20 protein-coding genes and 2 pseudogenes are annotated in these 22,867 nt (G+C 74.7%); 9 read left to right on the forward strand and 13 right to left on the reverse strand.

The window, feature by feature from the left end; all coding sequences use genetic code 11:
- Positions 1-37 precede the first annotated feature (37 nt).
- The 3 genes from SCA03_RS00300 (at position 38) to SCA03_RS00310 (ending at position 4,628) form a co-directional block, all read left to right on the forward strand.
- Positions 38-781, forward strand: a complete 744-nt coding sequence (locus SCA03_RS00300; protein WP_030879161.1) for a MerR family transcriptional regulator — start codon at positions 38-40, stop codon at positions 779-781.
- 550 nt (positions 782-1,331) lie between these two features.
- Positions 1,332-2,645 carry a phenylacetate--CoA ligase PaaK gene (gene paaK / locus SCA03_RS00305; RefSeq protein ID WP_086815141.1) on the forward strand — a complete coding sequence of 438 codons (1,314 nt, stop codon included), beginning with the start codon at positions 1,332-1,334 and terminating at the stop codon, positions 2,643-2,645.
- A gap of 372 nt (positions 2,646-3,017) precedes the next feature.
- Complete coding sequence (locus SCA03_RS00310; protein ID WP_141275149.1) at positions 3,018-4,628, forward strand: hypothetical protein; 1,611 nt, start codon at positions 3,018-3,020, stop codon at positions 4,626-4,628.
- A 21-nt stretch (positions 4,629-4,649) separates the two neighbouring features.
- Here the strand turns inward: SCA03_RS00310 and SCA03_RS00315 are convergent, their stop codons facing one another.
- Entirely contained in the window at positions 4,650-5,840 is a 1,191-nt protein-coding gene (locus tag SCA03_RS00315) for a zinc-dependent alcohol dehydrogenase (protein WP_030879154.1), read from the reverse strand.
- Positions 5,841-5,909: 69 nt separating this feature from the next.
- Positions 5,910-6,920, reverse strand: coding sequence for an SDR family NAD(P)-dependent oxidoreductase (locus SCA03_RS00320; protein WP_169729623.1), 1,011 nt, complete (start codon positions 6,918-6,920; stop codon positions 5,910-5,912).
- Between the two features lie 323 nt (positions 6,921-7,243).
- Here SCA03_RS00320 and SCA03_RS00325 point away from each other — a divergent pair, with 323 nt between their 5' ends.
- The 3 genes from SCA03_RS00325 to SCA03_RS00335 all read left to right on the forward strand — a co-directional run bounded on the left by SCA03_RS00325 (position 7,244) and on the right by SCA03_RS00335 (position 9,915).
- The gene (locus SCA03_RS00325) at positions 7,244-8,206 is read left to right on the forward strand and encodes a TIGR03557 family F420-dependent LLM class oxidoreductase (protein WP_030879151.1); all 963 of its coding nucleotides are present in this window, start codon (positions 7,244-7,246) and stop codon (positions 8,204-8,206) included.
- A 183-nt stretch (positions 8,207-8,389) separates the two neighbouring features.
- Entirely contained in the window at positions 8,390-8,797 is a 408-nt protein-coding gene (locus tag SCA03_RS00330) for a RidA family protein (RefSeq protein ID WP_030879148.1), read from the forward strand.
- Between the two features lie 236 nt (positions 8,798-9,033).
- A complete protein-coding gene (locus SCA03_RS00335) occupies positions 9,034-9,915 on the forward strand; it encodes an isocitrate lyase/PEP mutase family protein (protein ID WP_086815335.1) in 882 nt (293 codons plus the stop codon).
- Between the two features lie 3 nt (positions 9,916-9,918).
- Here SCA03_RS00335 and SCA03_RS00340 read toward each other — a convergent pair.
- From SCA03_RS00340 to SCA03_RS00380, 9 genes and pseudogenes are all read right to left on the reverse strand, one after another.
- A pseudogene (locus SCA03_RS00340) lies at positions 9,919-10,242 on the reverse strand (DUF1266 domain-containing protein); the annotation flags it as partial.
- Between the two features lie 24 nt (positions 10,243-10,266).
- The gene (gene dmpG / locus SCA03_RS00345; protein ID WP_086815334.1) at positions 10,267-11,367 is read right to left on the reverse strand and encodes a 4-hydroxy-2-oxovalerate aldolase; all 1,101 of its coding nucleotides are present in this window, start codon (positions 11,365-11,367) and stop codon (positions 10,267-10,269) included.
- Positions 11,364-12,293 carry an acetaldehyde dehydrogenase (acetylating) gene (locus SCA03_RS00350; protein ID WP_086815333.1) on the reverse strand — a complete coding sequence of 310 codons (930 nt, stop codon included), beginning with the start codon at positions 12,291-12,293 and terminating at the stop codon, positions 11,364-11,366. The genes dmpG and SCA03_RS00350 overlap by 4 nt, the downstream gene beginning before the upstream one ends.
- A 1-nt stretch (position 12,294) precedes the next feature.
- Positions 12,295-13,299: an amidohydrolase family protein gene (locus SCA03_RS00355; RefSeq protein WP_086815332.1), complete on the reverse strand. Its 1,005-nt coding sequence runs from the start codon at positions 13,297-13,299 to the stop codon at positions 12,295-12,297.
- A gap of 104 nt (positions 13,300-13,403) precedes the next feature.
- Entirely contained in the window at positions 13,404-13,973 is a 570-nt protein-coding gene (locus SCA03_RS00360) for a 3-hydroxyanthranilate 3,4-dioxygenase (RefSeq protein ID WP_086815338.1), read from the reverse strand.
- Between the two features lie 11 nt (positions 13,974-13,984).
- On the reverse strand, positions 13,985-14,419 hold the full coding sequence (locus SCA03_RS00365) for a RidA family protein (protein WP_030890825.1): 435 nt from the start codon (positions 14,417-14,419) through the stop codon (positions 13,985-13,987).
- A 173-nt stretch (positions 14,420-14,592) separates the two neighbouring features.
- Complete coding sequence (locus tag SCA03_RS00370; RefSeq protein ID WP_086815331.1) at positions 14,593-15,423, reverse strand: 2-keto-4-pentenoate hydratase; 831 nt, start codon at positions 15,421-15,423, stop codon at positions 14,593-14,595.
- Entirely contained in the window at positions 15,420-16,304 is an 885-nt protein-coding gene (locus SCA03_RS00375; protein WP_371863880.1) for a 2-keto-4-pentenoate hydratase, read from the reverse strand. Before SCA03_RS00375 ends, SCA03_RS00370 begins: the two co-directional genes overlap by 4 nt.
- A gap of 4 nt (positions 16,305-16,308) precedes the next feature.
- Positions 16,309-17,763, reverse strand: a complete 1,455-nt coding sequence (locus SCA03_RS00380; protein ID WP_037850669.1) for a 2-hydroxymuconic semialdehyde dehydrogenase — start codon at positions 17,761-17,763, stop codon at positions 16,309-16,311.
- Positions 17,764-17,891: 128 nt separating this feature from the next.
- Here SCA03_RS00380 and SCA03_RS00385 point away from each other — a divergent pair, with 128 nt between their 5' ends.
- Together SCA03_RS00385 and SCA03_RS00390 are read left to right on the forward strand one after the other, a co-directional pair.
- Positions 17,892-18,851: a LysR substrate-binding domain-containing protein gene (locus SCA03_RS00385; protein ID WP_051846405.1), complete on the forward strand. Its 960-nt coding sequence runs from the start codon at positions 17,892-17,894 to the stop codon at positions 18,849-18,851.
- Between the two features lie 139 nt (positions 18,852-18,990).
- Entirely contained in the window at positions 18,991-19,758 is a 768-nt protein-coding gene (locus SCA03_RS00390; RefSeq protein WP_030879128.1) for a GNAT family N-acetyltransferase, read from the forward strand.
- 84 nt (positions 19,759-19,842) lie between these two features.
- Here the strand turns inward: SCA03_RS00390 and SCA03_RS00395 are convergent, their stop codons facing one another.
- Together SCA03_RS00395 and SCA03_RS00400 are read right to left on the reverse strand one after the other, a co-directional pair.
- Positions 19,843-21,237 carry a GntP family permease gene (locus SCA03_RS00395; RefSeq protein WP_086815329.1) on the reverse strand — a complete coding sequence of 465 codons (1,395 nt, stop codon included), beginning with the start codon at positions 21,235-21,237 and terminating at the stop codon, positions 19,843-19,845.
- Between the two features lie 81 nt (positions 21,238-21,318).
- A complete protein-coding gene (locus SCA03_RS00400; RefSeq protein ID WP_211293527.1) occupies positions 21,319-21,888 on the reverse strand; it encodes a gluconokinase in 570 nt (189 codons plus the stop codon).
- Between the two features lie 181 nt (positions 21,889-22,069).
- Between SCA03_RS00400 and SCA03_RS00405 the strand changes: the two are divergent.
- A pseudogene (locus SCA03_RS00405) lies at positions 22,070-22,834 on the forward strand (FadR/GntR family transcriptional regulator); the annotation flags it as partial.
- Positions 22,835-22,867 lie beyond the last annotated feature (33 nt).

The following is a 22,867-nucleotide window of genomic DNA, read 5'->3' on the forward strand; positions in this document are numbered from 1 at the left end:
CGCTGAGCCGACCGCTGAACCGACCGAGGAGGAGCAGGTGGCAGAGACCGGCACCGCCGGGGACGGTGTGCTGCGGTCCGTCGATCTGGCCCGGGCGGCGGGGCTGTCGACCCAGCAGGTGCGCAACTACGCGGACATGGGCGTGCTGCCACCGGCCGAGCGCACCCCGGCCGGATACCGGCGGTTCGGGCCACGGCACCGGGAGGCGCTGCTCGTCCACCGTGCGCTGGCACGCGGGCACGGCGTCGTCGCCGCCCGGCGGATCATGCACGCCGTGCACACCGGGGACGTGCCCGCCGCGCTCGCCCTCGTCGACGCCGGGCACGCCGGACTGCACGCCGAGCGGGAGGCGTTGGAGGAGACCGGCGCCGCACTCGCCGCCCTCACCGAGCAGTCCGGGGAGGGGGAGGGGGAGCGGCGTCCGGTGCGCGGAAGCCTGCGGATCGGTGAGGTGGCCGCCGTGCTGGGGGTGCGCGGTTCGGCGCTGCGGGTGTGGGAGGCCGCGGGGCTGATCCGCCCGCCCAGGGAGCCGGTGACGGGGCATCGCCGCTACGGGGCGGCCGAGGTGCGGGACGCGCGGGTGATCCGGATGCTGCGGCTGAGCGGCTATCCGCTGCCGCAGATCCGCCCCGTGCTGGACGAACTGCGTGCCTCCGGCGGCACCGAGGCCCTCCGCGCCGCCCTCGCCCGCCGGCGCGCCGAGCTGACCCGCCGCACCGCGGCCCTGCTGGAGGGCGGGGGTCTGCTGCACGCCTATCTGGCCGCGTACGGCGGGCTGTGAGCGGGCCCGGCCTCCGCGTCGGCCGGGCCGTTCCGAAGTCCGGTGCCGGGTCGCCCGAAGTCCGGAGCCGGGCCGGGCCGAGGTCCTGAGCCGCGCCGCGCCGAAGTCCGACAGCGGGCCGAGCCGGGCCGCTCCGGGGCCGGGGAGTGGGGCCGGTTCCGGGCCGGGCCGTCCGTCCGGCCCGGGACGCCGCCGGTGCGGCGCGCCGGGTGCCCGACGGCGGTGCTGTGCAGGTGTCTTGACAGCCGGGAAGCGGGGCTGCGTAACTGACGCGGGACCGAATGATCGGTCGGCGCGGGGCGGGTGCGGCCCGGCCCGCGCGCTACCGGCGGAGGGAGCGTGCGGTGCGACGGTACGTGCAGGCCGGCGGGGCGGCGGCGCGGGTGGGGTCCGCCGTCCGGAGCGGTGGTCCCCACGGGGCGGCGGAGGTCCCGGCGTGAGCGCCGCGGCAGTGCCGGGCTCCCTCGGCCCCCGGCGGCCCCGGCGGCCTCGGCGCCCCCGGGAGCTCGGCGAGCCGCTGCCCGCCGCGCTGCGGGACGCGGCCGAGCGGATGAGCACCGACGAACTGCGTGCGCTCCAGCTCACCCGGCTCAGGGCCACCCTGCGGCACGCGTACGAGGATGTCCCGCTCTACCGCCGGAAGTTCGACGAGGCCGGGGTGCACCCCGAGGACTGCCGCACCCTGGAGGACCTGGCGCGGTTCCCCTTCACGACGAAGGACGACCTGCGCGAGAGCTACCCGTTCGGGATGTTCGGCGTCCCACGGGAGCGGGTGCGCAGGATCCACGCCTCCAGCGGTTCCACGGGCCGGCCGACCGTCGTCGGCTACACGGACGCCGATCTGGACTCCTGGGCGGAGATGGTCGCCCGCAGCATCCGCGCGGCCGGCGGCAGGCCGGGAGATCTGGTGCATGTGGCGTACGGCTACGGGCTGTTCACCGGCGGGCTGGGCGCGCACTACGGCGCCGAGCGGGCCGGCTGCACCGTCGTCCCCGCCTCGGGCGGGATGACGGCCCGCCAGGTGCAGCTCATCCAGGACTTCCGGCCGGACGTCATCCTGGTGACGCCCACCTACATGCTCACGCTGCTCGACGAGTTCGAGCGCCAGGGCATCGACCCGCGCCGTACCTCGCTCCGGGTGGGCATCTTCGGTGCCGAGCCGTGGAGCGAGGAGATGCGCCGGGAGATCGAGGAGCGGTTCGCCCTGCACGCCCTGGACATCTACGGGCTCTCCGAGGTCATGGGCCCGGGCGTCGCCCAGGAGTGCGTCGAGAGCAAGGACGGGCTGCACGTGTGGGAGGACCACGTCTACCCGGAGATCGTCGGCGCGCCGGACGGTGCGGCGTCCGGTGAAGCGCCGGACGCAGCGGGGGAGTTGGTGCTCACCACGCTGACGAAGCAGGCGCTGCCGGTGATCCGCTACCGCACCCGGGATCTGACGCGGCTGCTGCCGGGGACGGCCAGGCCCGCGTTCCGCCGTATCGAGCGGATCACCGGGCGCAGCGACGACCTGCTCATCGTGCGCGGCGTCAACGTCTTCCCCAGCCGGATCGAACAGCTCGTGCTGCGCACACCCGCGCTCGCCCCGCACTTCCGGCTCCAGCTGGTCCGGCAGGGGCGGATGGACGGGCTGCGGATCGTCGTCGAGGCACGCGCCGGGGTGCCGGCGCACGAGCGGGAGGCGGCCGGTGCGGCGCTGATGCGGGCCGTCAAGGAGGAGGTGGGGGTCTCGGTGCGGACCCGGGTGGTGGCGCCTGGCACGATCGAGCGGTCGGTCGGCAAGTTCCGCCGTGTCCAGGATCTGCGCGAGGCCCCGGCGGCGGTGCACGCCGAGCCTGACGCGCCCGGGGAGCCCGCACGTTGACGGAACCTCCGCACCCCTCGCCGCCCCCGCACCCCGTGCCTCCGCTGCACGGAATACCGCCCACCCGCGCCTCGTTCGACCTGCACCCGGAGGCGCCCGCCCGCCCGCCGCGGGACGCCGCGGGCGCCGAACCGGCGCGCTTCGGCGGCGAGGGGCCGGGGCCCGTCGTCTCGGGGGAGCGCGCCGCGCTGCCGGCGTGGCTCACCGGCCGGGACGACGGCGCCGGGCCGGCGGTCACGCAGGGTGCGCTTCCCCGGCCGCGGGCCCGGCTGCAACCGGTCCGTACGGCGCGTGCCGCGTCGTGCGGGGCCCGACGACTGGGTGGCGCAACATCCCACGGCATCTGTCCGTCATGTGGGTTTTACTCGCGGTATGTGCGCAACTCAGCCCTCGGCACCCCCGACGACAGCGGCGTCCCCTCCCCGCGGCCGCGCCCGGACGCGGCCCGCGCCGCGCCCCTGGCCCGGCCGCGTCCTGCCCTTCCGCTCGCGGCTGCACCGCACCGGCGTCCGCAGCTTCCACCGGGTCGAAAGCGGCCTCACCGGTGTCTCGGGCCCGGGCGTCCCGGGCGACAACGAGGCAGGCGTGATCGGCTGGGGCGCCTCCTGGCGGATGCAGGGGTATCTGCTGATGGCCGAACGGACCGGCGACCCCGCCTATGCGCGCCGGCTCGCCGAACTCGTCGACGGGGTGCTGGCCGCCCGCGACGAGGTCCGCGGCGTGGCCGACCACCGCGGGGTCAGCGGCCCGGTGTGGAGCACGGCCGGCAAGTTCACCGCGGCCACCGCCCGGATCGAGGACACGGACGGCAACCCGGCGTTGGAGGTCACCGTCTGCCCGCCGCGTGCCGTGCAGGCCGAGGTGACGGTGGAGCCGCAGGGCGAGGGCCGGTTCTCGCTCGCGGTGACCGGGCAGGGCCGGGCGCCCTTCTCCGTCGAGGGACTCGCCCTCGACCCGCACGACGAGCGCCGGGCCGACCGGGTCGTCTACGCGGCACACGACCAGCGCACCGCCGTCACCGCCCGGCTGGTGCCCGCGCCGGACGGTGCCGCGGGGATACGCGAAGTGCGCCCCGGCACCTACCCCGTCGAGCCGGCCCGGGTGGCGCTCGCCGCACAGACCGGGATGATCACCTACCCCATGGCGGGCCTCGTCCGGCTCGCACGGGAGCGGCCCGCCGCGGTGCCCCGCGAGGTGCACGCCCGGCTGGAGGGCTGTCTGGACGCCGTGCTCCGCGCCGTACGGGCACACGAGTACCAGTGGACGGCGGTCTCCGGCGGCCGGGGCTGCTACCGGTGGCTGCGGGAGGAACCCGTCTCCTTCGCCGGCGCCGAGCTGCCCACCAACGAGTTCCTCGCCGTGGCCCGCACCCTGGTGCATCTGGCCGTCCTCACCGGGGACGAGGAGCACGCCGAGCGCGCCGCCGCCATGGCGCGGGCGCTGCGCGGGGATCTGCGCCGGGTCGGCGGTGCGCGCGGTGCCGGGGAGACGGGCGACGGGGGCCTCGCGGGCGACGTGGCGGTGTGGCCGTACTGGCCGGGCTTCGGCCGGGTGTACAACGGCTGGTCGCCCACCGGGTCGCCGGAGGGAGACGGTTCGCTGTACCGGCCGCTGTACGCGCCGGTCACCGTCCCCGAGGACGTCACCCACGCCCTCATCGACCTGGACTTCCTGCACCTGTACCACCGCACGCCGGGCCTGCCGCCGGTCTTCACCCGGGACGATCTGCGCGCGGTCGCGGCCACGTTCACCGGGCACGTGGTCGAACGGCACGGCCGTGCCTGGCGGATGCGGCACGACGTCGGCGGCGCCGGCCGCCCCGGCACCGACCGGCAGCAGGCGCACGTCGCCGCCTGGATCCCGCTGCGGGAACACAACCCCCGGCTGCCGGTGCTCGTCTCGGCGATCCACCCGTCGCCGCCGCCCGCCCCGTACCAGGGAGTGGACAGCTACTGCGGTGCCCTGCTGGCCCGTTGGAGCTGACGGCCGCCGGGCCGGGCGGGGTCAGCCGGCAGAGGGCTTGAGCAGCGTCTTCACCATCCCGTCCTCCTTGCGCTGGAACGTGCCGTACACCTCCGGCGCGTGTTCCAGCGCGAGGGTGTGCGTGGCGAAGTCGTCGACCCCCAGCGGGTCCTCGTCGGTCAGCAGCGGCAGGATGTCGTCGACCCAGCGGCGCACATTGGCCTGGCCCATGCGCAGCTGGATCTGCTTGTCGAACATCGTCATCAGCGGCAGCGGGTCGAGGGAGCCGCCGTAGACGCCGGAAACGGAGACGGTGCCGCCGCGGCGCACCACGTCGAAGGCCGCGTGCAGCGCGCTCAGCCGGTCCACGCCCGCGTTCCGCATCAGCTTCTCGGCCATCGCGTCGGGCAGCACACCGACCGCCTGCTGTGCCGCCTTGGCGACGGGCGCCCCGTGTGCCTCCATGCCGACCGCGTCGATGGCGGAGTCCGTGCCCCGGCCGTCGGTCAACTCCCGTACGGCGGCCCCGAGATCCCGGGTCTCCCGCAGGTCCAGGGTGTGCACCCCGCGCTGTCGGGCACGCTCCAGCCGCTCGGGCACCAGATCGACGCCGACGACGAGTTCGGCGCCCCGGTGCAGGGCGATCCGGGCCGCCATGTCGCCGATCGGCCCGAGCCCGAGGACGGTGACGCTGCCGCCCCGGGGGATGTCCGCGTAGGCCACCGCCTGCCAGGCCGTCGGCAGGACGTCGGAGAGGTAGACGAACCGCTCGTCCGGCGGCCCGTGGTCCACCTTGACGGGCAGCGTGTCGGCGAACGGGACCCGCAGGAACTCCGCCTGCCCGCCGGGCACCTGCCCGTACAGCTTGCTGTAGCCGAACAGCGAACCGCCCGTGCCCTGGCGGGTGTTCTGGGTCGTCTCGCACTGCGACTGGAGGCCGCGCTCGCACATCCAGCAGGTGCCGCAGGAGATGTTGAAGGGCATCACCACACGGTCGCCGGGCGCGAGCGACGTCACCTCGGACCCGACCTCCTCGACGACACCCATCGGCTCGTGCCCGAGCACGTCGCCCGGCTCCATGAACGGGCCCAGCACCTCGTACAGATGCAGGTCGGAGCCGCACACGCCGGTCGAGGTGATGCGGACCAGCGCGTCGTCGGGCTCCTTCAGCTCCGGATCGGGGACGGTCTCCACGCGGACGTCCCGCTTGCCTTGCCAGGTCACGGCCCTCATCGGGTCCTCCGTTCGTCGGGTGTCCGGCTCCGCGCCGCTGCCACCGGCGGTGCGCCCGGTGCGGGGCCGTCAGGGGCGGCGGGTCGTGGGGCGGTGCGCCTCGTGCCCGTCGGTCTCGTTGAGCTGCTCGGCCGCCCGGTCGTTGAGCGCGCTCACCGTGGCCTGCCAGCGGGCCCGCCCGTCGTCGCGTGCCGCGACCCGGCGGCCCTGCACGGTGCCGGCCGTCTCCCTCCCCGCCGCCGGCATCAGCCGTCCCACCAGCGCGTTCGCGCGGGTGACCAGCGAGGGCGCCAGCCCGTAGGCGGTGGCGCCCAGCCGGGCGGCGGGCGTGAGGATCAGCCGGGGCCTGCCCCGGTCCACCGCGTCGACGATGCGCTCGGCGGCGCGCCGGGCGTCCATCGACAGCAGCGGCAGCCCGGCCAGGGTGGAGAACCAGGCGTACTCGCGTCCGGCGTCGCCGGCGAACTCGGCCTGGAGGTGCGAACCGGTCCGCATCAGCCCCGGGTGGATCGCGGTGACGCCGACCCCGTGCTCGCTCTCCTCGGCACGCAGCCCGTCGGCGAGCGCCGCGATCGCCGCCTTGGCGCACGAGTACGGCAGCAGATGCGGGACGGGCAGCAGCCCGCCCACCGAGCCGATCAGCCCCAGCCGGCCGCCGACGGGGCTGCGCCGCAGATGCGGCAGCGCCTCCATGGCGGTGTGCAGCGCGCCGAAGAACATCGTCTCCATCGCCGCACGGAACGCCTCCGTGCCCGCCGCCTCGGCCGGCCCGACCTGGATGATCCCGGCGTTCGCCAGCACCACGTCCAGGCCCTGCCGCTCCTCCGCCGTGCGCGCCATCAGGTCCCGTACGGCGGTGCGGTCCCGGACGTCGCACACCCGCGAGGAGACCGAGGAGTCCGGGGCACCGTGCGCCCGCGCCCGGCGGCGCAGCAGGGCCACGGCCCGGTCCAGTTCGGCCTCGTCACGGGCCACGATCGTCACCGCACAGCCGCGCTCCACGCACTGCCGGGCCAGCAGCAGCCCGAGACCGCGCGACCCACCGGTCACCAGGACAGACGCTCCGCCGATCCGCTCCATCCCTGCTCCACCACCTTCGGCCCCGGGCGCGCCCGGGGCCTGCCGTCCGCACCACCGTGCGCGCCCGGGCGGACGCGCCGACGGATGTCCGGTATCCGGCGGTTCCCAGCATTCGCTCCCTCACACCCCGGGGGCCGCTGGGGCTCCCTCCGCCCGGCCCCCCGGCTCCCTCCACCCACCCTGCGCATCCCCCCACCCACCCTGCGGCCCCCTCCACCCACCCGTCTGCCGCGCACAGCCCGCGAAGCCGGGCCGGCGGGGGAAGTGTGCAAGGGCATGCCGGGAAACCCGAGGGGGGTCCGCGAGCGAAAGGCGAGGCAGAGATGCAGATCGGCTACAAGCTGGCAACCGAGCAGTACGGGCCGGGCGAACTGATCCGGCAGGCGGTGGCCGCCGAGGCCGCCGGGTTCGACTTCGTGGAGATCAGCGACCACTACCACCCGTGGCTGGACGAGCAGGGGCACTCGGCCTTCACCTGGACGGTGCTCGGCGCGATCGCGGCGAAGACCTCGCGCATCGAGCTGGTCACCGGCGTGACCTGCCCGATCATGCGCTACCACCCCGCGATCGTGGCCCAGGCCGCCGCCACGCTCCAGCTCGTCTCGGACGGCCGGTTCGTCTTCGGTGTCGGCTCCGGCGAGCGGCTCAACGAGCATGTGATCGCGCCCGGCTGGCCCGCGGTGCGCGAGCGGCACGCGATGCTGCGCGAGGCGCTGGAGATCATCCGGCTGCTGTGGAGCGGGGGCTACCGCTCCTACGAGGGCCGTTATCTGCGGCTGGAGGACGCCCGGGTGTTCGATCTGCCGGACCGGCTGCCGCCCATCGCCGTCGCCGCGGGCGGCCCCGAGGCGGCACGGCTCGCGGCGGAGCTGGGCGACGGGCTGTTCGCGACCGAGGAGAAGCCGCAGCTGGTGCACCACTACCGGGCGGCGGGCGGCAGCGGGCCCCGGTACGCCGAGGTCCCGATGGCGTGGGCACCGGACGAGGCCGACGCCGTGCGCAACGCGCACACCTACTTCCGGTGGGCGCTCAGCGGCTGGAAGGTGATGAGCGAGCTGCCCAACCCGGTCAACTTCGAGGCGGCGACGGCGACGGTCCGCGAGGAGGACATCCGGGGGCGGTTCGCCTGCGGCGACGACCCGGGCCGCTTCGTGGAGGTCGCCCGGCCGTTCGCCGACGCCGGCTTCGACCGCCTCGTCCTGATGAACGCCGGCCCCGACCCGGACGGCTTCATGGACTTCTACCGCACCCGACTCGACGCCGAACTGCGCGCGTTGGGCACCTGAGCCCCCCTCGGCTCCTCCTGTGGGGGCCGTACGTTCCCGGGCCGCCGCACGGACCGGGAGCGTACGGCCCGGGCGCCCCCGCCGCCGAGGGAGGGCGCGGCGTGCGGCGGAAAAGGGTTTGCACACGGTGAGACCATGGCCAGGAGTTGACCGATCCGTGTGTTCCACGAACCGAGGTGATCCATGGCCGGCGCCGTGACCCTGATCCGCTCCCGCTCGCTGAGCGACGTCGCCGAGTACGCCTACGCGGCGACCGCTCCCGCCGGGGCCCGGCTCGTCTTCCTCGCGGGCGCCTGCCCGTTGGACGAACACGGCGCGACCGTCGCCGTCGGCGACTACGCCGGGCAGGCCGCCCGCGCCGTCGAGAACCTGCGCACCGCACTCGCCGAGGCGGGCGCCGGGCTCCAGGACCTGATCAGCACCCGCGTCCTGGTCGCCTCGGACCGCCAGGCGGATCTCGTCGCGGCCTGGGAGGTCTACCGCGACGCCCTCGGCGCGCACGACGTGCCCAGCACCCTGATGGGCGTCACCGTGCTCGGATACGACGACCAACTGGTCGAGATCGAGGCCGTCGCCGCCGTCCTCGACTGAGCGTGCTCCCGGGCTGCGCCCGGCGACGCGCCTGCCCGCCCGCCTGCCCGACGCACCCGTCCGAAGCGCCTCGTCCGACACACCTGCCCGAGGTCCCTCGCCCGACAGACCCCGGCGTACGCGCCTCACGCCTGTGAGGGAGCGCGTTTTGTCGGGGTCTCGGGCGCCCTGCGAAGCTTGCCCCTCCAACGGCAGGGAGCGGTGACCGGCCGCTGCCGCCGGTTCCGGGAGGTGCGATGGAGTACGGACGCAGGCTGCGCGAGGCGATCGCGGAGCCGGGGACGACACCGCTGATCGGCATCCACGACATGTACTCCGCCTCGCTGGCGGCACGCCACGACGACGGGCTGTTCGTCTCGGGCTTCGGCTTCGCCGCCTCGTACTACGGACTGCCCGACATCGGCTTCGTCGCCTGGCCCGACATGGTCGCGTTCGTCGAGCGGCTGCGGCCCGCGTTCCCCGGCCACCACCTGCTGGTGGACATCGACGACGGGTACGCCGACACCGAGGTGGCCTGCCACGTGGTGCGGCGCATGGAACGCGCCGGGGCCTCCGGCGTCGTACTGGAGGACCAGCGCAGGCCACGGCGGTGCGGGCACGCCGACGGCAAGGAGATCCTGCCGCTGCCGGAGTACCTCGACAAGCTGCGCCGGGTGCTGGAGAGCCGGAAGGACCTGCTCGTCGTCGCCAGGACCGACGCGGTGGACGAGGCCGAGATGCTGCGCCGGGCCGAGGCGCTGGCCGGCAGCGGCGCCGACGTCGTCCTGGTGGACGGGGTGCCCGGGGTGCAGACGCTGCGGCGGATCCGCCGCGCTGCCGGGGCGACGCCCCTGCTGTTCAACCAGATCGCCGGCGGCAGGTCCCCGCAGCTGTCGCTGCCCGAACTGGCCGGGCTCGGCGTCGACATGGCGATCTACAGCACCCCCTGTCTGTTCGCCGCGCACGAGGCGATCGAGGCGGCGCTGCGGGCGCTGAAGGCCGCCGACGGCCGGCTGCCGGCGCCGGAAGCGGGAGCGGCCGGTGTGGCGGAGTCCACCCGGCTGCTGGAGCGCAACCTCGCGCCGGCGCCCCGTTCGCGCGGCACCCGCACGCCCGCGCCGCGCGATCCGGCGGGGTGAGCGTCAGCCCGGCAGCCGGAACGGGACGGTGTTCCCCGGGCTGTCGGACGCGTCGGTCAGCGCCCGGTGGGCCGCCGGCACCGTGGTGTACCGGTCGCCGAACCGCTCCTCGTCGAAGTGCGGACAGCGGCCCATGACGCAGACGGCCGGGAACTCGTCCCACGAGGCGTACCGCCGCCGCACGGCGGCGCTCGTCCGCTCCAGCACGTCGCACGTCTCCGCCCGCGTCGCACAGCGGGCGCCCCGCCCCCAGCGGGCCGTCTTCGAGGCGCGGCCCGGGTCCCGGGCGGCGATCGAGCGCACGGCCCCGTCCGGGCCGAGCAGACCGTCCGCCCGGCACCGGCACCGGCGTCAACTGTCCCGCGCGGCCCGCAGATCGAGCGCGATGTCGGTGAGCATGTCCTCCTGGCCGCCCACCATGCCGCGCCGGCCGGCCTCCATCAGCAGCTCGCGGGGCCGCAGCCCGTACCGCTCGGCCACGTCCTCGGCGTGCCGCAGGAAGCTGGAGTACACGCCCGCGTAGCCCAGCGTCAGCGTCTCCCGGTCGACGCGTACCGGCCTGCTCTGCAACGGGCGGACCAGGTCGTCGGCGGCGTCCATGAGCCGGAAGGTGTCGGCGCCATGCCGCCACCCCATCAGGTCGGCGACGGCGGCGAACGCCTCCAGCGGGCAGTTGCCCGCGCCCGCGCCCATCCCGGCCAGCGACGCGTCGACGCGGGTGACCCCGTGCTCGACCGCCACCACCGAATCGGCCACGCCCAGCCCCAGGTTGTGGTGCGCGTGGATGCCGATCTCCGTGGCCGGGTCCAGCGCGTCCCGGTAGGCGCGCACCCGCTCGCGGACGCCGTCCATGGTCAGCCGCCCGCCGGAGTCGGTGATGTACACGCAGTGCGCGCCGTAGGACTCCATCAGCCGTGCCTGGCGGGCCAGTTCGGCCGGCGCGGCCATGTGGGACATCATCAGGAACCCGGCCACGTCCATGCCCAGCTCCCGGGCCGCGCCGATGTGCTGGGCCGCGATGTCCGCCTCGGTGCAGTGCGTGGCCACGCGCACCGAACGCACCCCCAGCGCGTGGGCGCGGCGCAGCTCGGCGACGGTGCCGATGCCCGGCAGCAGCAGCGTGGTGAGCCGGGCCCGGGTGACGACCTCGGCCGCCGCGGCGATCCACTCCTCGTCCGGGTGCGCGCCCACGCCGTAGGTGACGCCCGAGCCGGCCAGCCCGTCGCCGTGCGTCACCTCGATCGCGTCGACCCCGGCGGCGTCCAGCGCACCGGCGATCGCGCGCACCTGATCCGTCGTGTAGCGGTGCCGGATGGCGTGCATGCCGTCGCGCAGGGTGACGTCCTGGAGGAACAGCCGCGGGCCGGGCTCCCCGGCACGGTGCGTCCCCTGGGCCGGTTGCGTCCGCTGCGCCGTCTGCTCCGTCGTCTGTCCTGTCGTCTGCTTCGTCATCGTGTGGCCAGCCTTTCCGCGACCCGCAGCGCGGCGGACGTCATGATGTCGAGGTTGCCGGCGTAGGCGGGCAGATAGTGGGCCGCGCCCTCCACCTCCAGGAAGACGGAGACGAGTCGGGCGCTCCCGCTGCCGCCGCCGAGTGCGGCCGTCGGATCGCCGGCGGGCAGGGCGCGCAGCTGCACCTCCTGCTTGAGCCGGTAGCCGGGCACATACGCGGCCACCTCCGCCACGGCGTGCTCCACCGCGGCGCACACGGCCCCGCCGTCGGCCTCCGGGCCCACGACGCAGTGCACGGTGTCCCGCATCAGCAGCGGGGGCTCGGCCGGGTTGAGGACGATGACGGCCTTGGCAGCGGCGGCGCCGCCCACCTCCTCCAGGGCGCGCCGGGTCGTCTCGGTGAACTCGTCGATGTTGGCGCGGGTGCCGGGGCCGGCCGAGCGGGAGGAGAGGGAGGCGACGATCTCCGCGTACCGGACGGGAGTCACCCGGGAGACGGCCGCGACCACCGGCACCGTGGCCTGACCGCCGCAGGTGACCATGTTCAGGTCCGGCGCCGCCAGATGCTCCTCCAGATTGACCGGCGGCACGACGTAGGGGCCCAGCGCCGCCGGGGTCAGGTCCACCAGCCGGACGCCGTGCGGCAGCAGCACCTCGGCGTGGCGCCGGTGCGCGCCGGCCGAGGTGGCGTCGAAGACGAGGCCGACGTCCGCGAAGCCGTCCAGCTCCAGCAGCCCCTCGACGCCCCGGTGCGTCGTCGGCACGCCGAGCCTGCTGGCGCGGGCGAGGCCGTCCGAGCCGGGGTCGATACCGGCCAGCGCGGCCATCTCCAGCACGTCCGAGGTGCGCAGCACCTTGATCATCAGGTCGGTGCCGATGTTGCCGGAGCCGAGCACGGCCACCCGGGTGCGGGCACGTTCCGCCATCTCAGTCCTCCTGTCCGCGGGCGAAGAAGCGTGCGGCGTTGCCGCCGAGCAGCAACTCCCGCTCGGCGTCGTCCAGTCCGGGGCACTCGCGGATCACCGTGCCGGGCCGCTGCTCGCCCAGCGGGAAGGGGAAGTCGGAGCCCAGCATGACCCGATCGGCGCCCATCACATCGACCAGCAGCCGCAGGGCGCGCGGATCGAAGACGGCGGAGTCCACATGGAAGCGGCGCACATACGCCGAGGGCGGATGCGGGGAGTCGGCCCGCACCAGGTCCCGGTTGTGCCAGGCGTTGTCGGCCCGGCCGAGCAGGAAGGCGAAGCTGCCGCCGCCGTGGCAGAAGCACAGCCGCAACGAGTCGGGCAGCCGCTCGAAGGCGCCGGAGAGGATCATCCCGAGGACGGACAGCTGCGTCTCGGCGGGCATGCCCACCAGCCAGGGCAGCATGTGGTGCGTCATCCGCTCCCCGCCCAGCATGTCCCAGGGGTGGACGAGGACGGGCAGCCCGAGGGAGTCGCAGTGCCGCAGGAAGGCCAGCACGCCCTCGTCGTCGAGGTCGCGCGGCCCGATGTGGTTGCCGAGGTGCACCCCGCGGTGGCCCGCCGCCGCCGCGTCGGAGGCGATCCGGCAGGCGGCCTCCGGGTCCTGGAGCGGCACCTGGCAGATCGGCAGCAGCCGGCCGGGCGCCTGCGCGCAGTGCTCCAGGATGCGGGAGTTGACCAGCTCGCACCACTCGGCCGCCGCCTCGGGCGCCGCCCCGTAGCCGAACAGCAGCGGGGTGGAGGAGACGGCCTGGACGTCGACGCCGTGCGCGTCCATGGCGGCCACCCGGCGCTCGGCGTCCCACAGGGCGTCGTGGACGGGGCGGTAGGCGTCGTCGCCGCTCATCATCATGCCGGTGCCGTCGCCGTGTTCGCGCAGCCACGGTTCGCCGGCGCCGGCCAGCAGCCGGGCCTCGGCGCGGGAGATTCTCGGGAAGACGTGCGTATGGACGTCGATGACAGACAAGTCGGTGCTCCGTGCGAAGTGGTGTACGCGGCGGCGCGCGTACAAAGGGGCGTACGCGGGGTGCGTACGGGGTGGGCCGCGGGCCGGAGGGGCCGGGCCGTGCGTCAGGCGTCCGGCCCGGTGCGGGGCGCGGTGTCCGGCCGCAGCGCCTCGGGCCAGGTGCGCCCCGGGTGGACGGCGCCGCAGTGCGGGCAGATCCGGTCGCCGTCGTAGAAGGCGTCGAAGACGGGCGGCAGGTCCCGCACGATCGACTCCAGCTGCAACTCGGCCCGGTGGACGAGGCGGTGGCACTCGGTGCAGTACCACTCCACGCCGTCGCGCTGCCCGACCGCACGCGCGTACTCGACGACCATGCCGATGCTGCCCGGCTCGGGCCGCTGCGGGGAGTGCCGCACATGCGGCGGCAGCAGGAAGACCTCGCCCTCGCCGATCCGTACGTCCACCGGGGGCCGGCCCTCCTCCTCCATGACGCGCAGCACCATGGCGCCGCTGATCTGGTAGAAGAACTCCTCGATCGGGTCGTCGTGGAAGTCGGTGCGCTGGTTGGGCCCGCCGACGATCGTCACCATCAGGCCGGCGTCCTCCCACAGCTGGATGTTGCCCACCGGCGGCTTCAGCAGCTCGCGGTGCTCCTCGATCCAGCGCTGGAAGTGGAACGGCTGTCCGTTGGTCATCCGGGGCAGGGTCATCGCACACGCTCCAAGGGGGAGTCGGACGCACCGCGCGGCACATACGCCACGCAGGCGATCTCGATGAGCAGATGGGGATGCGGCAGCTGGTGCACGGCGACGGTGGTGCGGGCCGGGCCCGTCTCGTCGAAGTGCTCGGCGTACACCTCGTTGTAGCCGCCGAAGTCGTTCATGCTGACCAGATAGGCGGAGACGTTGACGACGTCCCGCAGCGAGCCGCCCACCGCGTGCAGCAGGTCGGCGATGTTCCCGATGACGGCGCGGGTCTGTGCGCGGATGTCCAGGCTGGCGGTGCCGAGCGCGTCGGAGCTCGCGCCCACGATGCCGCCGTCCGGCCGCCGGGCGCTGGTGCCCGAGACGTAGACGAAGTCGCCGGCCCGCCGCACATGCGGGAACCGGCCGCGCGGCACGGCCTTGCCGGGCACGAGCACGGCGGGCCCGGAGGGGGCGGACGCGTCGGACGTGGCGAGCCCGTCGGAAGGGCCGCACCGGTCCTTCGCGTCCGTAGGAATCTCCGGGCTCTCCGGACTCTCCGGGTTCTCCGGGTCCGTCGTGTCCCTCGGGTCCACGGGGCCCGTGCCGCCCGCCGGTTCCAGGGAGGCGTTCACCGTGCCGTCACCTCCACCCGGCCCAGACCGGCCGCCGTCACCCGGGCGTGGGTACCCGGCGGCAGCGCGACCGCGGCCGTCGCGGCCCCCGCGAGCACCACCTGCCCCGGCAGCAGCGGCGTACCGGCCTCCTCGGCGAGCCGGGCGGCGGCGATCAGCGAGCGGACCGGGTCGCCGAGCACCGCGGCGGACGAACCGACGGCCGCCGTCCGCCCGTCCAGCTCCAGGACCATGCCGAGGGTGCGCGGGTCGAGCCCGTCGGCCGGCAGCCAGCGGCCCACGCCGAAGGCGGCGGCCGAGGCGTTGTCGGCGACGACGTCCGGCAGCGTGAAGGAGAAACCGTCGTAGCGCGAGTCCAGCACCTCCCAGGCGACGGCGACCCCGGCCAGCGCGCGCTCCACATCGGCGGGGGAGAGCGGCGAGGACGGGCCGCCGCCCGGGGGCGTGCCGATGAGGAAGGCGACCTCCGGCTCGATACGCGGATGGGCGAGGGCGGAGACATCGAGGGTGCCGCCGTCCTCGACGGCCATGGCATCGGTCAGCAGCCCGTAGATGACGTCGTCGACGCCCATCTGGGCCATCTTGGCCCGGCTGGTGAAGCCCATCTTGACGCCGGCGAGCCGCTCCCCGCGCGCCAGCCTCCGCTCCACGAGGGCCCGTTGGACCCGGTAGGCCGCGGGCACGTCCAGCCGGACCGCGTCGGTGAGCCGGGGGACGGTGCGGCCGGCCAGCGCCGCCTCGTCCAGCCGCGCGGCGAGCCGCGCCACCTCCTCGTCGGCTGCCGTACCCTCCCGGCCCTGCTCCGCCGTCCCCGGCAGCTCGCTCATCGTGTCGCTCCTTCCGCGCTGTTCGGGTCGTCGCCGTCGCCGTCGGCGCCCTCGGGTGCGGGGGCGAACGCCACCCGGACGGTGCCGAGTCCGTCCACCCGCGCCTCCAGTGCGTCGCCCGGGGCGACCGGCACGACCGGGCCGAGCGCGCCGGTCAGCACCGTGTCCCCGGCCCGCAGCGGATGGCCCAGCCGGGCCAGGGTGTCGGCCAGCCAGAGCGCCGCGTGCAGCGGATTGCCCAGGCAGGCGGCGCCCGCGCCGGTGGACACCTGTGTGCCGCGCCGCTCCAGCACCATCCCGGCCAGCCGCAGGTCCAGCGCGTCCAGGGGGACGGGCCGGGTGCCGAGCACATAGCGCCCGGCCGAGGCGTTGTCCGCGACGGTGTCGGCCAGTTCGATGTCCCAGTCGCGGATCCGGCTGCCGACGATCTCGATGGCCGGCAGCGCGAACGCGGTGGCCCGCAGCAGATCGGCGACGGTGTGCCGCTCGTGGGTGAGGTCGGCGTCGAGCACGAGCGCGACCTCGGCCTCGGCACGCGGCTGGCAGACCGCGCCGTACGGGATCTCGTCGCCGTCCGGCACCGCCATGTCGGCGAAGAGCGTGCCGTAGTCGGGGGTGTCGATGCCGAACTGGGCCTGGACGGCGGGGCTGGTGATGCCGATCTTCCGGCCGGTGATCCGGGCGCCCTCGGCGAGCCGGGCCGAGGTGAGCCGGTGCTGGACCGCGTAGGCCGCCTCGACGTCCGTGCCCAGCAGATCGCGTACCGGGGCGCAGGGGACACCGCTCGCGCCGGCCTCCGCCAGCCGGCCGGCGGCCCGTGCGACGGCGTCCGGGCCGCCCGGCGGTGCCGGGGCGGACGTCACGGATGACGTGACTGACACGACGTCACTCTCCTATGCTCACACAGACGTTGGTCGGTTCGGAGAAGAAGTCCAGCGAGTGGGTCCCGCCCTCGCGGCCGATGCCGGACGCCTTGACGCCGCCGAAGGGCGTGCGCAGATCGCGCAGGTTCCAGCAGTTGACCCACACCATCCCCGCCTCCACCCGCGGTGCCACCCGGTGCGCGCGGGACAGATCGGTGGTCCACAGCGTGGCGGCCAGCCCGTAGCTGCTGTCGTTGGCCAGCGCCAGGGCCTCCTCCTCGGTGTCGAACGGCGCGACGTGGCAGACCGGGCCGAAGATCTCCTCCCGCACGGTGCGTGCCGTCGGCGGCAGCCCCGTCAGCACCGTCGGCTCGACGAAGAAGCCGCCGTCCCGCGCGCCCCCGAACGCGGGCACGCCTCCGCCGGCGAGGACCTCTGCGCCCTCCTCGCGGGCCAGCCGGTAGTGGCCGAGCACCTTGTCGCGGTGCGCCGCCGAGATCATCGGTCCGTAGTCGCGCAATGCGCGGGCCCGCCCGGCCAGCCGCGTCACGAACTCCTCGAACAGCGGGCGCTGGACGTAGACCCGCTCGGTGCACAGACAGATCTGGCCGGAGTGGGTGAAGGCCGAGCGGACGGTGCCCTCGACGGCGGCGTCCAGGTCGGCGTCGGCGAACACCAACGCCGGGTTCTTGCCGCCCAGTTCGAAGGAGACGGGGGTGAGATGCTCGGCCGCGCCGCGCATGATCGCCGTGCCGGTCGCGGTGGACCCGGTGAAGGCGATGGCGTCCACGTCCTCGTGCGCGGTGAGGAACTCCCCGGCGCCGCCGGGGCCGTGGCCGTGCACCAGGTTGAACGCGCCGCGCGGCAGCCCCGCCGCGTGCACGACCTCGGCGAGCAGTGTCGCGGTGGACGGCGTCTCCTCGGAGGGCTTGGCCACCACCGCGTTGCCCGCGGCGAGCGCCGGGGCGACCTTCCAGGTGAGCAGCAGCAGCGGCAGGTTCCACGGGGAGACCACGGCGACCACCCCGAGCGGGCGGCGCACCGTGTAGTTGAGCGCCTCTCCCGCGCCGCCGCTCCAGCCGGGCACCGCGGTGCGGTAGGACTCCTCGTGGCGGCCGGCGATCAGATCGGCATAGGCCCGGAAGTTGCCGGCGGCGCGCGGGATGTCGACCTGCGCCGCCAGCGGCCGGGGTTTGCCCGTGTCGGCGCACTCGGCCGCCACGAACTCCTCGAAGCGGGCGTCGATTCCGTCCGCCACCGCGCGCAGCGCCGCCGCGCGCTCCGCTGCCCCGAGCGCGCCCCAGGGGCCGCGCAGTGCGCCCCGGGCGGCGGCGACCGCCTCGTCCACCGTGGCCCGGCCGGCCTCCGGCACCCGGCCGGTGACCGTGCCGTCCACGGGGTCGATCAGGGGGAACGTGTGCGAGTCGTCTGCCGCGGGCGCCCGGAAGGCGCCGTCCACATAGTGCGCCGGTGTCATCGTCGGCTTCAGCCCCTTTCCCTTGCCTCAGCAGGAGCATTCACCCGGGCAGATATGACTGTCCAATACTGATCAGGCCCGGTGATATACCGGTGCTGTTATGACTCGGTCGCTCCGGAGGACGGACCATGGACCTGCTCAGCGGACGGTTGAAACTGCGGCACCTCGTGCTGGTCGTCGCCATCGCCGAGCACGGCAGCGTGCTGCGCGCCGCCGAACATCTGCATCTCGCCCAGCCCGCCGTGACGCGCAGCCTGCGCGAGGTCGAAACCCTGCTCGGCGTCGAGCTGTTCACGCGCGGCCCGCGCGGGACGGTCCCCACCGTCTTCGGCGAGGCGTTCCTGGAGCACGCGCGCGGCGTCCTCGCCGAACTGCGGCACGCCGGCGAACGCCTCACGGGCCTCGCCGACGCCGCCGTGGGCACGGTCACCGTCGGCACCCTGCTGGCCGGCTCCGGCGTGCTGCTGCCCCGCGCCATCGCGGCGCTCAAGCGCGACCGGCCGGGCGTCACCGTCGTCGTCCGCGAGGCCACCTTCGACTTCCACGTCCCCCGCCTCCTCGACGGCGGCACGGACCTCGTCGTCGGACGGCTCAACCCCATCGACGACCAGCCCGGACTGCGGCAGATCGGACTGTGCGCCGAACCCGTCCGGCTCGTGGCCCGCCCCGGTCACCCGGCGCGCACCGCCGAGCGGCCCACGCTCGCCGCGCTGCTCGCCCACCCCTGGGTGCTGCCGCTCGAACAGACCTCCCTGCGGCGGGAGTTGACCGCCGTCTTCCGTGCGCAGGGCCTGGGGACGCCGGAGAACCTCGTCGAGTGCACCTCGATCCTCACCGTGTGCGCCCTCGTCCGGGAGACGGACATGATCGCCGCGCTGCCCGAGCACGCCACCGCCACCGACCCGGGCGTCGTCCCGCTCCCCGTCGAACTGCCCGGTGTGCACCAGGAGATCGGCGTCACCCTCCCCGAACGCCGCCGGCTCACACCCTCCGCGCACCTGCTGCTCCAGCATCTGCGGCGCGAGGCCGAGCGGTACGCCGAGCAGTACACCGCGTCCGCCGTACCGGGGCAGGGGGCGGGGGCGTAGCGGGCACGGCCGCCGGGCGCGCGGCCGGGCACGCCCGGCGCGGGGGAAAACCGGATGCGCCCCGCCGTGCCGGTGCATAGCGTGCGGCTCCGGCGGTGCGAGGCCGCTGACCAGGTGGAACGAGAGAACGGCGGAGGCCATGGACGGCGGCGGGAACATCGAGATCACCACGGTTGCCGAACGGCCCGAGCTGACCGGCCCGTTGACCGCGATCGACGACGACTGGCCGGTCTTCGTCGTCCAGGACCCGGTGGCCTGCGCCCTGTGGGACAGCGTGCCGGTGGACTTCGCCGCCTACTGCGTGGTGGCCACCGAGGGCACGCGGGTCGTCGCCCGGGGCTTCGCGGTGCCCTTCGACGGGGAGTCCGCCGGCCGCACACCCACCCCGGACGGCGGCTGGGACACCGTCCTCACCTGGGCGCACGCCGACCGCAGGGCCGGCCGCCGGACGCCGACGGCGAGCGCGCTGGAGGTCACCGTCGACCGGGCGCACCTCGGCCGCGGGCTGTCCTCCCGGATGGTCGCGGCGCTGTGCGAGGCGGCGCGGCGGCAGGGGCACGACGCCCTCTACGCGCCGGTGCGGCCGACGCACAAGCATCTGCGCCCGCGGCTGCCGTTGGACGCCTATGTGCGCGAGCGGCGTGCCGACGGGCTGCCCGTCGACCCCTGGCTGCGTGTGCACGTCCGGGCGGGCGCGACGATCGAGAAGGTGGCTCCCGCGTCGATGACGGTCAGCGGCTCGCTGGCCCAGTGGCGGACGTGGACGGGCCTGCCCTTCGACGCCGACGGCCCGGTGGAGGTGCCCGGGGCGCTCGTGCCCGTCCGCTGCGACACGGCGCACGACCAGGCCGTCTACGTCGAACCCAACGTCTGGCTGCGGCACGGCGGCGACGGCGCCGCCCGCTGACCCCCGCACACAGGAGCGCGCCCCGGCGCCGCTGGGGGGAAGGCGGCACCGGGGCGCGCGGGGATCCCCGCGGACGGGGTGGCTCTAGACGACGAGGGACAGCAGCAGGACGAAGATCAGGGAGACCACGGAGATCACCGTCTCCAGCACCGACCAGGTCTTGATCGTCTGGCCGACGTTCATCCCGAAGTACTCCTTGACCATCCAGAAGCCCGCGTCGTTGACGTGGCTGAAGAACAGCGAGCCGGCGCCGACCGCGAGGACGAGCAGCGCGGTGTGCGTGGTGCTCATGTCGGCGGCCAGCGGGGCCACCAGGCCGGCGGCCGAGATGGTCGCGACGGTGGCCGAACCGGTCGCCAGCCGGATGCCGACGGCGATCAGCCAGCCGAGCAGCAGCGCCGAGATGTTCCAGTCCTTGGCGAAGTCCATGATCATGTCGCCGACGCCGATGTCGATCAGCGTCTGCTTGAACCCGCCGCCCGCGCCGACGATCAGCAGGATCCCGGCGATCGGCAGCAGCGACCTGTCCACCGTGGCGGCCAGCCGGCCCTTGCCGAAGCCGGCGGCGCGGCCGAGCGTGAACAGGCCCACCAGGACGGCGGCCAGCAGCGCGATCAGCGGCGAGCCGACCACGTCCATGACGCGCTGGACGGCGGCGTCCGGGTCGTCGACGACGATGTCGGTCAGCGCCTTGGCCAGCATCATCACCACAGGCAGCAGCACCGTCGCGAGCGTCGCGCCGAACCGGGGCCGGCGCTCCAGCTCCTCCGAGGGCCGCTGCGGTACGAGGCCCTCCGGCGGCTCGACGGTCACCCACCGGTCGGCGAACCGGGCGAAGACGGGACCGGCGATGATCGCGACCGGGATGCCGATGAGCACCCCGAAGGCCAGGGTGACGCCGAGGTCGGCGTGGAGCCCGTCGATGGCCGCCAGCGGGCCCGGGTGCGGCGGCACCAGCCCGTGCATCACCGAGAGACCGGCCAGCGCGGGAATGCCGATCCGCATGAGCGAGTGGTTGCCGCGCCGGGCGACCAGCAGCACCACGGGGATCAGCAGCACGATGCCGACCTCGAAGAAGAGCGGCAGCCCCACGAGCCCGGCGATCAGCACCATCGCCCAGGGCATCGCCCGGGCCCCGGTCCGGGCGAGGATCGTGTCGACGATCTGGTCGGCGCCGCCGGAGTCCGCCAGCAGCTTGCCGAGGATCGCGCCCAGCGCGATGAGCACGCCCACGCCCGAGACGGTGTCGCCCAGCCCCTTGGTGAAGCTGGCGATCGTGTCGTCCGGCGCGGCGGCGGCCACGGAGCCCAGCACCAGCGACCCGAGGGTCAGGGCCAGGAACGCGTGCAGCTTCCACCGGGTGATCAACAGGACGATGACGGCGATACCGACGAGAACGGCGATGCCGAGCTGAGCGTTTCCGGCGGAGGTGATCGGCTCGGACTCCGCTGCCAGCATCTCGACACTGAGATGGTGCACGAAGGCTTCCTTACGGGCTGGGAGGACGGGGGTGCTTGTCGCCGGAGGCCCGCCTGAGGGACCGCCGGCGCGGTACCCCGCTCAGGGAGCGGGATGCGCGAGAGGCTCCGCGCATCCCGCGCGGGCCGCCGTCGCGCTCCGCAGCGCGTCCACCGCGCGGGAGGCGACGGCCTCGGGCCCGGCGTCGACGCGGACGACGGCCCCGCACTCGTCCGGCTGGAGCGGCTCCAGCGTGGCGAACTGGGAATCGAGCAGCGCCGTGGGCATGAAGTGGTCCCGCCGCTGTTCCATGCGCCGGGAGATCAGGGCCCTCTCGCCGGTCAGATGCAGGAAGAACAGCTCGGGGTAGCCGGCGCGCAGCCGGTCCCGGTAGCCGCGCTTGAGCGCGGAGCAGCTGACCACGCCGCCGTGGCCGAGGCGCCCGGCGGCCCAGGCGCCGATGGCGTCGAGCCAGGGGGCCCGGTCGGCGTCGTCGAGGGGGGTTCCGGAGCTCATCTTGGCGATGTTCGCCGGGGGATGGAAGGCGTCCGCCTCCGCGTAGGGGACGCCGAGACGCCCGGCGAGCAGCTCGCCCACCGTCGTCTTGCCCGTCCCCGCGACCCCCATGACCACCACCACGGGTGCGGTGTGCGTGGTACTCACCGCGCTCATCGGAACCTCACTGTCGTCGTCGACCTCGGTGCTGTCGTACTCAACCTCATTCATGTCATCTATTCAATGGGTGGTCCTTAAAAAGTCATACGTAATCACCGTGACGGTCACCACGCGTGACAGCGACCACGTAGGCTGGCGCGGTCGGCGCGTACACACGGAACGGGAGCGCACGGGCGAGATGGCCAGCCAGGCGGACAGCCGAGACGAGACGGGCACCGGCGCGGTCACGGCCGGCCCGAGCGGAGCGGGGCGCACCTCCGCCGGACTGCACGCCCGGCTGCTGGCCGCGCTCGGCCCGGCGATCACCGCGGGCGAGCACCCACCCGGCACCGTGCTGCGCACCGACGAACTCGCCGAGCGCTACGAGGTCTCCCGCACCGTCGTACGCGAGGCGGTGCGGGTGCTGGAGTCCATGCGGCTCGTCGAATCCCGCCGCCGGGTCGGTGTGACGGTGCTGCCGCTCGACGAGTGGAACGTCTACGACCCGCAGGTCATCACCTGGCGGCTGGCCGGCAGCGACCGGCCCCGCCAACTGCGCTCCCTCACGACGCTGCGCTCCGGCGTGGAGCCCGTGGCGGCCCGGCTCGCCGCCGAGCACGCCACCCCCGAACAGGCGGCGGCGGTCACCGAGCACGCGCTGGGCATGGTGGCCACCTCCCGCGGCGGCCGGCTGGAGGAGTACCTCGTGCACGACATCGCCTTCCACCGGGCCGTGCTCTGCGCCTCCGGCAACGAGATGTTCGCCCGGCTCGGAGAGGTCGTCGCCGCCGTCCTCACCGGCCGCACCCACCACGACGTGATGTTCAGCGACCCGCGGCAGAAGGCGGTGACGCTCCACGTACAGGTCGCCGAGGCGATCCGGGAGCGCGACGGGGAACGCGCCGAGGCCGCGATGCGCACCATCACCGTCGACGCCATGGCCGAACTGGACGTCCTCGTACCGCAGAACGGCGAGGGGGGCGAGCGGTCGGACGCA

This window comes from Streptomyces cacaoi (assembly GCF_006539165.1).
In the GTDB taxonomy this organism is placed as follows: Bacteria; Actinomycetota; Actinomycetes; order Streptomycetales; family Streptomycetaceae; genus Streptomyces; species Streptomyces cacaoi.